General features: G+C 34.7%; 14 protein-coding genes, 1 tRNA gene and 2 rRNA genes. 13 read left to right on the top strand and 4 right to left on the bottom strand.

All coding sequences use genetic code 11. The features are described from left to right. The 4 genes from V5290_RS08205 to V5290_RS08190 all read left to right on the top strand — a co-directional run. A 23S ribosomal RNA gene (locus tag V5290_RS08205) occupies positions 1–126 on the top strand; the annotation flags it as partial. A 148-nt stretch (positions 127–274) separates the two neighbouring features. After that, positions 275–390, top strand: a 5S ribosomal RNA gene (rrf, locus tag V5290_RS08200). A 738-nt stretch (positions 391–1,128) separates the two neighbouring features. Next, positions 1,129–2,160, top strand: coding sequence for a spermidine/putrescine ABC transporter substrate-binding protein (locus tag V5290_RS08195; RefSeq protein WP_333383874.1), 1,032 nt, complete (start codon positions 1,129–1,131; stop codon positions 2,158–2,160). 7 nt (positions 2,161–2,167) lie between these two features. Then, on the top strand, positions 2,168–4,540 hold the full coding sequence (locus V5290_RS08190) for a putative bifunctional diguanylate cyclase/phosphodiesterase (RefSeq protein ID WP_333383870.1): 2,373 nt from the start codon (positions 2,168–2,170) through the stop codon (positions 4,538–4,540). Positions 4,541–4,720: 180 nt separating this feature from the next. Here the strand turns inward: V5290_RS08190 and V5290_RS08185 are convergent. Continuing rightward, a tRNA-Arg gene (locus V5290_RS08185) sits at positions 4,721–4,796 on the bottom strand. 343 nt (positions 4,797–5,139) lie between these two features. Between V5290_RS08185 and V5290_RS08180 the strand changes: the two genes are divergently transcribed. Beyond that, complete coding sequence (locus V5290_RS08180) at positions 5,140–5,895, top strand: FlgO family outer membrane protein (protein ID WP_333383868.1); 756 nt, start codon at positions 5,140–5,142, stop codon at positions 5,893–5,895. A 403-nt stretch (positions 5,896–6,298) separates the two neighbouring features. Further along, positions 6,299–6,775, top strand: a complete 477-nt coding sequence (locus V5290_RS08175) for a hypothetical protein (RefSeq protein WP_333383865.1) — start codon at positions 6,299–6,301, stop codon at positions 6,773–6,775. Positions 6,776–6,827: 52 nt separating this feature from the next. On the opposite strand, the gene V5290_RS08170 is transcribed toward V5290_RS08175, so the two are convergent. From V5290_RS08170 to flgA, 3 genes are all read right to left on the bottom strand, one after another. After that, positions 6,828–7,247 carry a flagellar protein FlgN gene (locus V5290_RS08170; protein WP_333383862.1) on the bottom strand — a complete coding sequence of 140 codons (420 nt, stop codon included), beginning with the start codon at positions 7,245–7,247 and terminating at the stop codon, positions 6,828–6,830. Between the two features lie 24 nt (positions 7,248–7,271). Beyond that, the gene (gene flgM, locus V5290_RS08165; protein ID WP_333383860.1) at positions 7,272–7,592 is read right to left on the bottom strand and encodes a flagellar biosynthesis anti-sigma factor FlgM; all 321 of its coding nucleotides are present in this window, start codon (positions 7,590–7,592) and stop codon (positions 7,272–7,274) included. Positions 7,593–7,676: 84 nt separating this feature from the next. Beyond that, positions 7,677–8,375 carry a flagellar basal body P-ring formation chaperone FlgA gene (flgA, locus tag V5290_RS08160; RefSeq protein ID WP_333383857.1) on the bottom strand — a complete coding sequence of 233 codons (699 nt, stop codon included), beginning with the start codon at positions 8,373–8,375 and terminating at the stop codon, positions 7,677–7,679. A 97-nt stretch (positions 8,376–8,472) separates the two neighbouring features. On the opposite strand from flgA, the gene V5290_RS08155 reads away from it, so the two are divergent. The 7 genes from V5290_RS08155 to V5290_RS08125 all read left to right on the top strand — a co-directional run bounded on the left by V5290_RS08155 (position 8,473) and on the right by V5290_RS08125 (position 14,610). Continuing rightward, complete coding sequence (locus tag V5290_RS08155) at positions 8,473–9,378, top strand: chemotaxis protein CheV (protein WP_333383856.1); 906 nt, start codon at positions 8,473–8,475, stop codon at positions 9,376–9,378. 105 nt (positions 9,379–9,483) lie between these two features. Next, on the top strand, positions 9,484–10,314 hold the full coding sequence (locus V5290_RS08150; RefSeq protein WP_333383853.1) for a protein-glutamate O-methyltransferase CheR: 831 nt from the start codon (positions 9,484–9,486) through the stop codon (positions 10,312–10,314). A 421-nt stretch (positions 10,315–10,735) separates the two neighbouring features. Next, positions 10,736–11,137 carry a flagellar basal body rod protein FlgB gene (flgB, locus tag V5290_RS08145; RefSeq protein WP_333383851.1) on the top strand — a complete coding sequence of 134 codons (402 nt, stop codon included), beginning with the start codon at positions 10,736–10,738 and terminating at the stop codon, positions 11,135–11,137. Positions 11,138–11,157: 20 nt separating this feature from the next. Next, a complete protein-coding gene (gene flgC / locus V5290_RS08140) occupies positions 11,158–11,574 on the top strand; it encodes a flagellar basal body rod protein FlgC (protein WP_113820364.1) in 417 nt (138 codons plus the stop codon). A 10-nt stretch (positions 11,575–11,584) separates the two neighbouring features. After that, entirely contained in the window at positions 11,585–12,280 is a 696-nt protein-coding gene (locus tag V5290_RS08135) for a flagellar hook assembly protein FlgD (RefSeq protein WP_333383847.1), read from the top strand. Positions 12,281–12,295: 15 nt separating this feature from the next. Further along, a complete protein-coding gene (gene flgE, locus V5290_RS08130) occupies positions 12,296–13,669 on the top strand; it encodes a flagellar hook protein FlgE (RefSeq protein WP_333383844.1) in 1,374 nt (457 codons plus the stop codon). Positions 13,670–13,863: 194 nt separating this feature from the next. Beyond that, complete coding sequence (locus tag V5290_RS08125) at positions 13,864–14,610, top strand: flagellar basal body rod protein FlgF (protein ID WP_333383841.1); 747 nt, start codon at positions 13,864–13,866, stop codon at positions 14,608–14,610. The last annotated feature ends 37 nt before the right edge of the window (positions 14,611–14,647 follow it).

The raw sequence follows: 14,647 nt of genomic DNA, 5'->3' as shown, positions 1-14,647 counted from the left end.
TGAGTTCTCACTGGAACTTTAAGTTCCCTAAAGGGCCGTTGGAGACTACAACGTTGATAGGCAAGGTGTGTAAGTGCGGTAACGTATTGAGCTAACTTGTACTAATTACCCGTGAGGCTTAACCATACAACACCTAAGTAGTGTTGGTGTTTACCAAGATTGTCAAAGAAGACGTTAAAATATAAACGCTTGTGATAGCGTATTTACATATTTCTGATTGAATAGAACAACGAAAAAGAACATTAGAATGTCACTTTCCTAATTACAATTTATGCTTGGCGGCCATAGCGCTGTGGTACCACCTGATCCCATGCCGAACTCAGAAGTGAAACGCAGCTGCGCCGATGATAGTGTGGGGTCTCCCCATGTGAAAGTAGGTCATCGCCAAGCGCCTAATTAAACAAACCCAGTAGGTCTTTTCTTACTGGGTTTTTTTAATTCTGTTGATTTATGATGAGCTACGTGAAAGTAGGGCGAGTATCGCGACAGCGATGTTTCACGAGCGGAGGAGCTCCGCGACGACTTTCCATCGCCAAGCGCCTCATTAAACGAACCCTGTTGACTCACGTCGACAGGGTTTTTTTATGTCTGAAACTCGACGACATCTGAGCCTAGAGATATTTACCCTTCCAGTGACGAAACATCTTTTAAGGGGTGCTGGCTTCAGCCTGCAGTGGGTTATGTTTTGAACTTTATTTTTATTATGGTTTACTGCTTTATAAAAAACGATATAAAAATTAAAAGCCAACACAAAAACCTGCTGACCCAAGTCAGCGCCCCGATTATTAAGCTACGCTCATTGTTATCGCTATTAATTGAGCATTTGTCATCGAAATTATCAATTATTGTTTGAATCTTGTCATCTAACTAATTGTGCTTGATAACTTAACCATTAACGTTTTTTGATCAGTATCGGTATCAGGTAATTAAAAATATCTTATTATTCATTATATTAATTGAATCGAGCCTTCCAATGAAAGATAAAAATAAATAAAAGCACCTCTTGTTGATTGATGATATGGGTCAATATTAATTAAGTTTGATTGTAAGTAAGTTAGCTAATTTATATATAAACCAATAATTATGCTAAAGTAACTAGTAAGAGGTATTTTTTCTTAAGGGAATAAAATGAAAAAATTAATAACAGCTATGCTCGCATCAACAATTTCGACGGCAATTCATGCCGATGAAATAAAAATCTTTATATGGGAGCATTTTATTTCTGAAGCTATCATTGATAAATTTACCCAAGAAACTGGGCACACAGTAAAACAGTACTTTTTTGATAATGAGGTTGAAAGAAACTCATTATTAGTAAATGGACAAGGAGCTCGATATGACCTCGTTCTTGTTGATAATGCAACAACAATTATATACGGTAAGGAAGGTGTATTAACTTCGTTATCTGCTACTAAGTTAGAAAATATTAAAAATAATAGTTCGCAATCTATTGAAGCATGTAGCGAATATGGTGTTCCATACTCAACAGGCACTATGGGAATAGCATACAGAACAACAGTATCTAAGGAAAAAATTGACTCTTGGAAACAAATCTTAATACCGCCTAAAGAGCATATTGGCACTACTATGATGCTTAAAGATGATGTTGATACCGTTGCAATTGCGTTGCTATCACAAGGTCTAGATCCTTTCTCAGAGAGTAAGGATGAGCTTACGTCTGCTTATTCCTTGTTAAAGGAGCAATCACAATATCTTTTAAAATATGGCTATCCACTTAGTTATGTCGATCAATATAAAGAAAATTCTAAGCTAACAATGGCTGTTATTTATTCAGGAGATATATATAACCTTAATAAAGCAACGGGACAAACTGATTGGGAGTACGTTGTTCCAAAAGAAGGTTCTTTGCTCTTCGTTGATTGTTTTACTGCACCTGCCGGTAATACTATTAAAGAAGCAACTAAATCATTCCTTTCATTTATTAATAAGCCTGATATTGCTTATGAAAATGCTTCTGAAATGTGGTTTTCTACGACTAATAATACTGCATTGTTATTGGCCGATGAGGAGTATAAAAATGATAGTGAAATTTTTCCTAATGAAGATATCTTAAATAGAAGTTATCGTTATCAGCTTTTACCCACAGAAAGTCGGATTGTTCGTAATAGAATGGTTTCAATATTGAATACCTCAGAGTAGTGCGATTGTGAGGCTTGGTAAAAAAATAAGATACATTATCTTACCTATTGTAATGCTAGTTTCTATTGTAGTGACTAGTATTTATTATGGTATCTATAAAAATCAGATTATAGAAAACAAAATCCACTCACTAAATGAGTATCTGAAAGCTGCTGTAACAAAAACAGAATATGACCTTGCATATGCACAGAGTTATCTACAACATAAAATTGATAGTAAAGAGGCTTCGCTTATTTTTACTCAGAATGAGAAAGGTGTTCAGTTAACTGCGCCTTATATAAGCCAATTTTTAAAGCAGTTTGTTAATCAAGGAGCAAATTTAAATAATACTTTAAATGTGGTTAATGACTTTAGTATTTATGATGCTAAACAACAGCTTATAGTTCATATTAATACTCAAGATCCATTTTCTGTTCCAAATTTAAAATCACAAACCAAATTTTTACTAGACGAGATAAATAATAAGCCTACTAAGAAGGTATCACAATACTACTATTTTATTGATGATACGGAGCAAAAATTACTTAACTTAATTCAGGTCTTTTCACCTTATCATTTAACATCCCAGCAGTTTTATGATGCAAATGATGATTTGTATATAGTTCAAGCTCAAGTTGGGGTTGGTTTAATAAGAGCAGCTGTAGATGAACTTATTAATGAACATAATGGTTTTATCAAATCGACGGCTATTATCCCATCAAATAATATAGTAAATGAATTATCCATTGAGCTACTGCCATTTGACTCATTAATCAATAATTATAATGCGACGATTAAAACTGAGTTGTTTGAAATCATCATTGAGCTTGATGATGAATATTTTTCTGAAACTTTAAATCTTGTTCTTATTAAGCTTTTATTTTTAAGTTTTGTACTGATGGGGGTTAGTTATTTTATAGTTGTTAAGCTAATTGATAATCAAATCATATTTCCTGTTACTAAGCTTGCTAAGAGTATAAAAGAAGTTGAAGCATCGTTGACCATTGAATTAAAGCCCTTAAAAACAGAAGATGAAGTATCTGCGCTCAATGAAAGTTACATATCACTTATTAAGAAAATTAATAACCTTGCTAACAATGACCCTTTAACAGGGCTTTCAAATAGAAGAAGCTTTAATAATTCTTTATCTACTTTGTTTGATATTATTAATGATAAAAAAAACAGTGACTATACGGCTTTATTTTTCATTGATTTAGATAACTTTAAATATGTTAATGATACGTATGGTCATGAGGTTGGCGATCTTTTGCTTATTATTTTTAGTCGACGTTTAAAAGTAATGTTAAAAAAGGAGAGTGATCATGCTACTTATAATGAAAAAATTGAAAGTATAGCAAGATTAGGCGGTGATGAGTTCGTTGTTCTAATTAATGGCTTTCCTTCTCTGTTAGAAATAGAAAAATTGGGGGAGAAGGTTTGTGCTCTGTTTCATGATAGTTTTGATATAGGGGTTAATAAGTTTAATATTCATGCAAGCGTTGGCATTTCTTATACTATCAATAAAATAAAAGATGGAGAAACCCTTTTAAGCCAAGCGGATAGTGCAATGTATTTAGCTAAAAAATTAGGGAAGAATAATTACAAGTTATTTACTCCAGAGATAGAAGATAAAATAAACAACGAACTCAAAATTGAAAACCAATTAATTGAGTCTCTCAAAAATGATCAATTCGTATTAGTATTCATGCCAGCTTATACTGCTCAAGAAAAAGTACTAACCGGTTACGAAGTCTTATTGAGATGCCCTAATTTAGCCAATACTAGTGTTGGACCTGATATATTTATTCCTATCGCAGAGAAAACAGACCTCATTTTAATGATTGATTTATGGGTAACCGAAAATGCTTTCATCAAATTAAAAGAGCTTATAAATAAAACCGGCTTTAAAGGTTTTTTTGCCATCAATGTCTCATCTAAATCACTTAGAAATGATGACTTTTATGTGCGTTTAAAAGCACTCATTAAAGAATACGATATAGATGTTACACAAATAGAATTAGAAATAACTGAAACTTGTTTAATGCCTGATGATTATCAAGCAATTGAATCTCTTAAGCAGTTAAAATCTCTAGGCGTTAGCATTGCAATAGATGACTTTGGTACCGGCTATACTTCATTTAATCAGCTAGTTAACTACCCTTTAGATACACTTAAAATAGATCGTTCTTTTGTACAAAGTCTGGGTGACACTGCTGCGGGTAAAAAACCTACTTTAGATATTATTTATGAACTGGCAAAAATTTATGAGCTAGAAGTAATTATCGAAGGAATTGAGACTAAGAGTGACTTCGAACACGTCCAAAAGTTACCAGGTGTAACAGTACAAGGTTTTTATTTTACGAAGCCATTTCAATGGGAAGAAGTTATCTCACTTAACTAGTATTTTTAGTTGGTTAAGCTTTAGGCTCTGAGTATAAAATAGAGAAGTGTTTACCTATAAAATTATGACTTAATCGACTCATTTATTACTCTTATTTAGTGATATTGAAGATATTTAAGAAGCCTTAATATGAAAGCTATATAGGGCTTGTTAGGTAATATTATACAAGCATATTTGAATTGGTCTCTCCACAGGGACTCGAACCCCGATCATCCGCTTAGGAGGCGGGTGCTCTATCCTGTTGAGCTATAGAGAGTTATATAATATCGATCGTACTGATTTGCTGGCCTATTTAACTCAAATTAAGTTATTTTCCTTGCGCAAAATTTACATCTCTTGTGTAGCATAATCGATATAAGTATGTAATTTTCTGTTAGTTTATTAACTTAGTCAATGGTGAGTTGTATATATTACTTATTGATTTAAATCACTGATGATATTGATAGCGCTTTAGTTAAATTCTCTTAAGTATTTTGTGCTTGATTTTATCAAATTAGTTTATCGTTCATCTGTAATAAGTTTCCTTTTATCCCTAAAGTTATAATTAATCTTGCCGATAGTTATAATTAGATAACATTTTATTACCAAGGCAGGTCTGAATGAAAATACTATTTATTATTTCAACATTGATTTTTATGCTTCAAGGCTGTGCCTCTGTAAAGCTTATGTCGGCTAAAGAGTATGAAGCGATAAAAGAAAAAGAAATTGCACGTAATAGTGAAAATTATCTTTATTACTACATTGCTCATTCAACTAGTAATAATTATTTATCAGATCATGATAGCGATACAGGTGGAGTGAAAACTGGCTCTAACGGCTATGGGCATTTGTATACTTTCCAAGGTAAAAAATCATTAATCCTGTCTGAAATCGTCAGTAAAATGGCAGATCAATTACTCTATAATTATAACGACCAATACCATAACAGTTCTCTAGCGTTAACTTCTTTAGTCGATCTCAATGACTACAATAATACTAGTTGGTTAGGACAAACTATTTCAGAGCAGTTTATCCATGAGCTACATATTAGGCAATTACGTGTGGTGGACTACAAATTAACAGGCAGTATTCAAGTAACACCGGCTGGTGAGTTTGCTGTGACTCGAGATTGGAAAAAGTTAAACAAAAATGTTGATGTTGGACGTATATTGACTGGCACTATCTCTCGAAACGAAGAAGGCGTGATCGTTAATGTTAGAATCGTTAATGCTATAGATAATGCAGTCGAGTCAACTACTAGTGCATTTATTCCAGAACGTATGTTTGTTGGCGGAGTTTACGATTACCGCCCTAGAAATTATATATCACGCAATAGTGGTAATAATAATCGAGTATTAGTACGCTTAGTAGAATAGTTCGTATTTTGTGTTAGACAGGTAATTGGCTCGATACATTTACTTGTCTGACACTAAAGCAGAAAATAATTATCCAAAGTAGTTCCTTCCAAGTTATTTCATTGAATATTTTATCAAAGTAATACACATTACAAGCGCTAATATTTTGTCATAAATATTTCGGAAAATGATCAAGCAAGTTAACCTTCTAAAGTTGAAACTAATTAACTTTTTACTCGTTAAAATTGCTTATTCCTTTGTTGTAATGTTCGGAAATAAAACAACTATTAACTAAATTAATCTTCGAAGGCCTAGTTACATATTAAAATAATTGATATGTAACTTTCTTGGTTCAATTATTGCTTGTTATAAATTATCTGGATTAATACTAGTTTTGTCCGTCAGTTTATATAAGGAGTTTTTGATGTTTAAGGTAAATTCACATAGATATTTATTAACTGCGCTGTTATCTAGCGTGTTATTAAGTGGCTGCTCCTTATTTAAGAAAGAGGTCGTAGAAGTTGAAAAAGTCGATACTTATAAATTTGTCGCTATTGGATATGCAACCATGAGCGCCCAGACTGGAGCTACCGATGATATAAAAATGTTGAATGCTATTAAAGCTTCAAAGCTAGAAGCTTATAAAGAGCTTGCTGAGCAGGTTTATGGGGTTATGTTGAGCTCTGAAAATAGTGTACAACAATATCAATTACGCAACGATGGTATGAGTACCAAGGTGAAAGGTCTCGTTAGAGGCGCGAAGGTATTGCGTAGTTACCATGAAAAAGACTTATATATAACTGAGCTTGGTTTAAATATGGAGACGTTACCGTATCTTAAAAGTGCTGAATTCACCGATAGAAGTGAGGTTATTAGAGTGCCGAGTCAAATATATTACTAGCTTGGTCTTTATTGATAACTGAGTATAGAGGTAAGAGAGGCATTCAGATACGTTAGGCTTGAATATTTTTTCCTAATAAACTCGCACTACTCAACACACCTTTTTGATCATAGGTTACTGTGTTTTTTCCTTTAGCCTGTGTTAAAACTTGCATTAAGTGTTTATTACTCTGCATGCTTAATTCAATCAAACGTCCATTGATATCATTATCTTTTTGACAGGTTATCAAGCGGGTTTCTATATCTTGCTTAAGAGATAGTAATTCGCTGTTATTTTCGATTAAATATAAGTTATCTTCACTACTAATCGCTTTATTTAAGCCAGCAATACTTTGTAACTGCTTTTGTTTGTTGGATAATATTAAACTGAGATTATCGAAGGATTTTTCTTTAAGGCAGGCTCTTTCATCATCAAGTAATTGATGAAGTTTTTTGATTGAGTCGAGTAGTTCATTTAACTGATCTTGTAACATTGCATATTCTTTTTAGCTGGTGAACTAACTTGGGTAAGTATCGCTAAAGTTGCTCTCAAACTTGCTAATATTTTCAGCTAACTGAGTAGAGTTAATTTTGTAATCACCTTGTAAGATAGCTGCCTTTAGTGTTTCAACACGTTTCATATCCACTTGAGACTCACTTGAAGCTTGTTTTTGCATTTTATTTAAATTCACTGCTTGTGATGTTAGTTGTACAGAATCTTTATGAGGATTTTGTACTTCTTTTTTATCACCGATGTTGCCATTATTTTTCTTGAGTGAGTTATTCTGGTCAATCGCAATACTATTTTGCAATGATTGACGGTTGATATTTATACTCATAATCGTATTCCAATTAGTTTACACAGTTAATGTATCGGCAAAGGATTAAATAACTTTAGTTAAAATTAGCAAAAATCAGCCTTTTTAAAAAGAAACTTGTACTTCTTTTAAAGCATATACTGTACCAACTACTTCACGTTGGGTTCTAGTATTTTTAACTCTTACAGTACTGCCTATATTACCATCTGTTAAAGCAATACCCGAGGCTTTTATTTTGAGTCCGCTTTGGTTTGCTGTAATAGTCACTTTATCGCCTTTGCAGACGTAACAAACATCTTTAAAGCGTATGCTTCTTTTAGATGATACATTTCGTTTAAGTCTGACACCGTTTAACAGATCTAGCTCAGAGAATGTGCTGCCTCTGACTTGTGACTTAGCTTTGTAAATCAGCTCTATATTATCTTCATCTAATGTTTCGCCTTTACTGAGTGGGCGGCTACTAACAATTAATGGAATCAGTGTTTGTACTTTAACTCGCACATATAAATCCCATGGTGTTTTGTCTTTACAGGAAACTTTTACTGCGGTTTTACTTTTTATTTTGTCACCAACAATATACCCCTCTAAAGGGACTTTACATTCAGTAAAATTAATTCGGTTGGTAATGGGGTTTGCTTTTATATAGAGCTTTTGCTCATCTGTTAATTCGAAAGTTGCTTGGTATTTATCAAAAATAAGCGTTTCAGCAAATTTTTCTACCTCTTTTGAGTAATTAGATGATGCAAAAATATGAGAAGTACCTAGACTTAGGAGTATGAAAATAAATCGAAGCAATTTGCTCACCTTAGGTTAAGTGAATTTGTTTCATGACGAAATAACGTAGTAAAAATATTATAGATGCTTTTTACTTAGTAATAACCATAACAAAAAGGAATAGAATATGGCAGGAGTTTTAGACTCAGTTAACCAACGTACCCAGTTGGTAGGACAAAATAGACTTGAGCTATTGCTTTTTAAGTTAGGTGGAATTCAACGTTATGGTATTAACGTATTTAAAGTAAGAGAAGTCTTACAATGTCCTCCTTTAACTGTGCTTCCTAAATTAAATGGAGCCATTCGTGGTGTCGCATATGTCCGTGGACAAGCAATTTCTATTATTGACATGAATTTGGCAACTGGTGGTCGAGCAATTGATGACATAGAAAACCGTTTTATTATTGTGACGGAATACAACCGTTCAGTGCAAGGCTTCTTGGTAGGTTCAGTTGAACGAATCATTAATATCAACTGGGAAGATATTTTACCGCCACCAGCTGGTAGCAGTCGCTACAGTTATTTAACAGCGGTAACAGAAGTCGATAACTCACTGGTCGAAGTGCTGGATGTTGAAAAAATATTAGATGAAATTGCCCCTGTTAACACCGAAGTCACAGAGCAAATTACTATTGAGAATATGGAAAATAAAAAAATCCTGGTAGCAGATGATTCTTCGGTAGCCCGCAAGCAGATACAACGTACTTTAACAGCGCTTGGGTTAGAATGTGACCTTGCTAAAAATGGTAAAGAAGCACTTCAAATGTTGCAAGAGGTTTCTAAAACTCAACCTGTATTTGAAAAATACGCTTTAATGATTTCAGATGTAGAAATGCCTGAAATGGATGGATATACGTTAACTTCTGAGATTAAAAATCATCCTGATATGAAGGATTTATATATTATATTGCATACATCTCTTAGTGGTATTTTTAATCAGGCAATGGTTGAAAAAGTCGGTGCCAATGACTTTATTGCTAAATTTAATCCGGACGAACTTGCGATAGCGGTACAAAAAGTCATTAACTGTTAAAAGTATAGTTAACTCAGATAATTTTTAATGGTAAGTTTATTAGAATATTTTTATTATTTAAAAAGTATCAATTCAACTCACACAATGGAATGCAGGTAATTATTAGTGAAAATTTTGTCTGAACAACTTTATAAAAAATTTGCTCTTTTTCTAGAAAAACAATGTGGCATTGTATTAGGGGATAATAAGCAATATTTAGTTAAAAGTCGTTTAAGTCCACTTATAGCTCAATTTAACTTGGCTGATTTAGATGAATTAATAGAGAAAGTGATTAATAGTATGAATTCGCAGTTACGTAGTGCTGTAGTTGATGCTATGACGACTAATGAAACTCTTTGGTTTCGTGATACTTATCCTTTTGAATTATTGACTCATAAACTTTTCCCTGAATTGTTAGAGACAAAGAAAAATATTAAAATTTGGTCTTCGGCTAGTTCATCCGGCCAAGAAGCATACTCGATTGCAATGACTGCCCTTGAATATGTAAAGGCTAAACCAACAAGTAAACTAACAACACAAATCATCGGCACTGACATTTCTGACTCAATGTTGGCGCAATGTAACCTTGGACAGTATGATCTGTTAGCGTTATCTCGTGGTTTATCTGAGACTCGCAAGCGTCAGTTTTTTATTCCTGTACACGGTTTAAGTAATAAAATGCAAGTAAAACCAGAGGTCAAAAAATTGACTTCTTTTAGGCGTCTTAATTTATTAGATAGCTATGCATCATTGGGTAAGTTTGATTTAATCTTTTGCCGTAATGTATTGATCTATTTTTCTAACGACGTTAAAGCTAAAATATTGAATCAGTTTGCTGGTGCTTTAAATCCAGGTGGTTATCTTATTTTAGGTGCCTCTGAATCGTTAAATGGGTTAACTGATAAATTTGAAATGGTACGTTGTAATCCAGGTATTATTTATAAATTGAAGAAGTAATAATACAGCGATTTTTTGTTAAATATTAAAGGGGCAACTATTGCCTCTTTTTTTGTGCTTTATTTTTATACCATGTTTTATTGAGGCATTATTAATTTTTATGCCTACATCGATTAAAGTCAGATAGAGTCAGTTTTTATTACTCTTATTTCATTAAGATAATATCCATTTTTTACTTACCAACATAAATCGCTTACTTTTTATTAAAACTGCCTACCTTCTTGTTGTCTATTTTCGTAAATATAACAACCGTTTACATCATGAATTTAACTATTTTATAGTGCGAAATTTAGATGATATGTTTAATGTACTCGATACCATAACCTCCAAGTTACCTCTCTTAACAAAAATAAACCTAACTTTTTCCTTTAATTATTCTTTTGGCACAAGCTTTGCATTTGTATAAGCAAAGGAGAAATTTATGGCACTTAACTTTGAAAAAGCATTAGGCATTCATCAACACACATTAGGTATTCGCTCTCGTCGTACTGAGATTTTAGCGTCTAATATCACTAATGCTGATACACCTAATTACAAAGCAAAAGATATTAATTTCAAAGATGCTTTAAACGCAGCTAAGTCAGGAAGTGGTATGTCATTAAATCGTACTGACACACTTCATAAGCCTGGTTTCTCAAGTTCAATGGCTCAAAATGGGGTGTTATACCGCACCTCTAATCAGCCAGATACTGGTGACGGTAACTCTGTTGATTTAGAAGTTGAGCGAAATTTATTTATGAAAAATAGTATGGAATATCAAGCTAGTTTAGATTTTTTGAATAGTAAGATTTCAGGGTTACGCATGGCCATTAAAGGTCAATAATTGCTAGTGGGAGAAAAATCATGAGTTTATTAAAAGTATTAGATGTTGCCGGCACTGGGATGAGTGCGCAATCTGTGCGATTAAATACCACTGCTAGTAACTTAGCCAATGCCAATAGTGTTAGTAGTAACATTGATGAAACCTATAAAGCGCGTCACCCTGTTTTTGCGGCAGAGTTAGATCGAGCAATGGGTGGACTCGATAGTAGTGTAGGAGTGAAAGTGCAGGGGATTGTTGAAAGTACTGCCGAATTAAATCGAGAATATGCACCTAATCACCCTAAAGCGGATGAAGATGGTTTTATTTTTCACTCTAATGTCAATGTAATGGAAGAGATGGCGAATATGATCAGTGCCTCCCGTTCGTATCAAACTAATGTGCAAATCGCGGATGCGGCAAAGCAGATGTTGAGTCGTACATTGCAAATGGGTAAATAAGGATAATTAGATGACTACTATAACTTCATCAGGTCTCAGTTTAACCAAGCCATTAACTGAAGAACAAATTAAGAAAAATACAGATATCGATGCTGAGCAACAGTTAGATCAAGAAGATTTTTTCTCCTTGCTTTCACAACAGCTTGCATATCAAGACCCATTTTCACCCGTTGAAAATGCAGAAATGATTTCGCAGATGTCATCATTTACCACTGCAGAAGGTATTGCCACATTGGGGACTGAATTTGCCGGAATAAAAGAGGTACTAAATTCTAGTCAAGCATTAGAAGCTTCTTCGCTTGTCGGTAAAAAAGTATTAGTGCCAAATAATCAAACCTTCCTTCCTGAAGGAGGGACTGCATCAGGTTCAATTACTAGTAACACAGGGGCAATCAATACAACTGTGTCTGTTAAAGATAGTACTGGCAATGTGGTTAACACTATTCAACTAGGTGAGATTGGTGTTGGTAACCAACGATTTGATTGGGATGGTTTAGATGCCGACGGCAAACCCGCTCCTCAAGGTACTTATACTTTCGAAGCTTTTGGTTCAGTAAACGGAAATGGAGAGGCATTAACAACAGCAAGTTACGCGCATGTTGAAAGTGTCAGTTTAGGTGGTGGTTCTGCAAGCGTCTACTTAAACCTGAAAGGGTTGGGCGGTATCGAACTGGATGAAGCAATTGAAGTTGCTGAGAATATATAATTAAAGGAAATTACTATGTCATTTAATATAGCATTAAGCGGAATTTCAGCTGCACAAACAGATTTAGATGCAACTGCTAATAACATCTCTAACGTCAGTACTGCTGGTTTTAAAGAGTCACGAGCTGAGTTTGATAGTGTTTACGCTAACTCTTTATTCACTAATAGCGCAACAAAAGTGGGAGATGGTGCTTCAGTATCAGCTGTAGCGCAACAATTCCATCAAGGTAGCCTTAAGTTTACTGATAACCCATTAGATTTAGCTATTACTGGTAGTGGCTTTTTTGCTACTGCACCTGGCCTTGACGATAATAATGTTAATTATACGCGTTCTGGTACATTCAAATTAAACTCAGAAAACTACGTTGTTGATAACAGTGGCAACTATTTACAAGCGTTCCCTGTTAACCCTGACGGAAGTTCTTCTTCACTTAGTTTGGCAACAACACAGCCTATTAAAATTCCTGAAACAGCCGGAACACCAGTAAAAACTGACGCGGTTAGTCTTAGCCTGAATTTACCTGCTGGAGACGAAGAAAAGCCACTGGCTGATTTCGACCCTTCAGATCCTGATACCTATAATAATGCGACTTCGGTTACTATTTATGACTCGTTAGGTGAGCCGCATGTATTAAACACTTACTATGTAAAACCAGAAAATGGTTCTGCTGCAGGTACTAACCAATGGGTTTCATTTGTTACTGTGGATAATAAACCAGTCGATAGCACAACCGCGGCAAATTATTTCCAAGATGCTAATGGCGATGGTGCTTTTGATGATGCAATTGGTACTTCAGCAAGTTATACGGATGCTGATGGAGCTGTTCATAATGGTATCGTACTTAACTTTGATGAAAATGGTGGTTATATTAATTCAAGCCCCGAAGAATTGGCCTTTGAAAGCCTGGGGGTTGATGGCGCAGACGTTTTATCTGCAGGTGCTGATGGTACTCAAGCTATTACATTAGATTTTGAAGAGCCTACTCAATTTGCTTCTGCTTTCCAAGTAACGGGATTAGAGCAAAATGGTTTAACGGTTGGTCGTTTAACAGGGATTGAAATTGGATCTGACGGTCTGGTGCAAGTTTCTTATAGTAATGGTACTTCTGATCCATTAGCGCGAGTAGCGATGGTGCGTTTTAGAAATGAACAAGGTTTATCACAAACTGGTTCTAATTGGACTGAGTCTCAAAGTTCTGGTGGCCCACTCACAGGAGAAGCAGGTTCAGGTACGTTCGGTAGCATTAGCTCGGGTGCTATAGAGCAATCAAATGTTGATTTAACCACTGAGCTAGTTGATTTAATTAGTGCTCAACGTAACTTCCAAGCGAACTCTCGTTCATTAGAGATTAGTTCTTCATTACAAGAAACAATCTTACAAATTCGTTAATCAAAGCTAATTTTTATTATATTAGATGCGTCCATTTGGGCGCATTTTTGTTTCTACTCCCTTTCTGTATCTCCTCTCTATCTACTTTCTTTAACCTAAATACTTTGTTGGCACAATGATTGCAATTATATATTTATCGACACAGTAAACGTTTGTTAACTGTTATTTACTTATAAATTGCTAAGGAAGTCAAAATGGATAATTTTCTTTATGTATCAATGTCCGGCGCTAAAGAGAACATGAATGCCTTAGCGATTCACAGTAATAACTTAGCTAACGCTAGTAAAACAGGGTTTAAAGCTAGCTTTGAGCAAGCCCGCAGTATGCAGGTGCATGGTGATGGGTTACCGACTCGCGTTTTTTCATTAGCAGAATCGCCAGGACAAAATTTTGACAGCGGCATAGTGCATGAGACGGGCCGAGAGTTAGATGTTGCCGTAGAAGGTGAAGGCTGGTTTGTGGTGAGAGCTGATGCAGGAGATGAAGGTTTAACACGTAGTGGTGACTTTAATATTACTGCTGATGGCTTTTTGATTGATGCAAATGGGCAAGAGGTATTGGATAGCGTAGGCAATAGTATTTTTGTGCCGATGCCTATTGAAAAATTTTCTATTCGTCAAGATGGCGTTATTGTAATTCGTCCAGAAGGTGCGCCAGCTGACGGTATGGAAGAGGTCGCACAGTTAAAATTAGTGAACCCTAATATCCAAGACTTAATGCGTGGAGAAGATGGTTATTTTCGACGTATAGATGGGCAACAACCATCAGTATCTGATGAGGTTGTTGTTACCAGTGGTGCCTTAGAAGCATCGAACGTAAATTTAAGCGGTGAGTTGACGAGTTTAATCAACCTGCAGCGTAATTTTGAAATGCAGGTCAAGATGATGAAAAAAGCGGAAGAGATAGATCAGAGTTCTGAGTCTCTATTGAAAGTTGTTTAAATCATCGATTATAAATTAAAAGTTTAAGGAGAAGTGT

This window comes from Psychromonas arctica (genome assembly GCF_036697365.1).
GTDB classification, from domain to species: domain Bacteria; phylum Pseudomonadota; class Gammaproteobacteria; order Enterobacterales; family Psychromonadaceae; genus Psychromonas; species Psychromonas arctica_A.
Note: the sequence above shows the minus strand (reverse complement) of the source record. Positions and strands in the feature narration are given on the sequence as shown.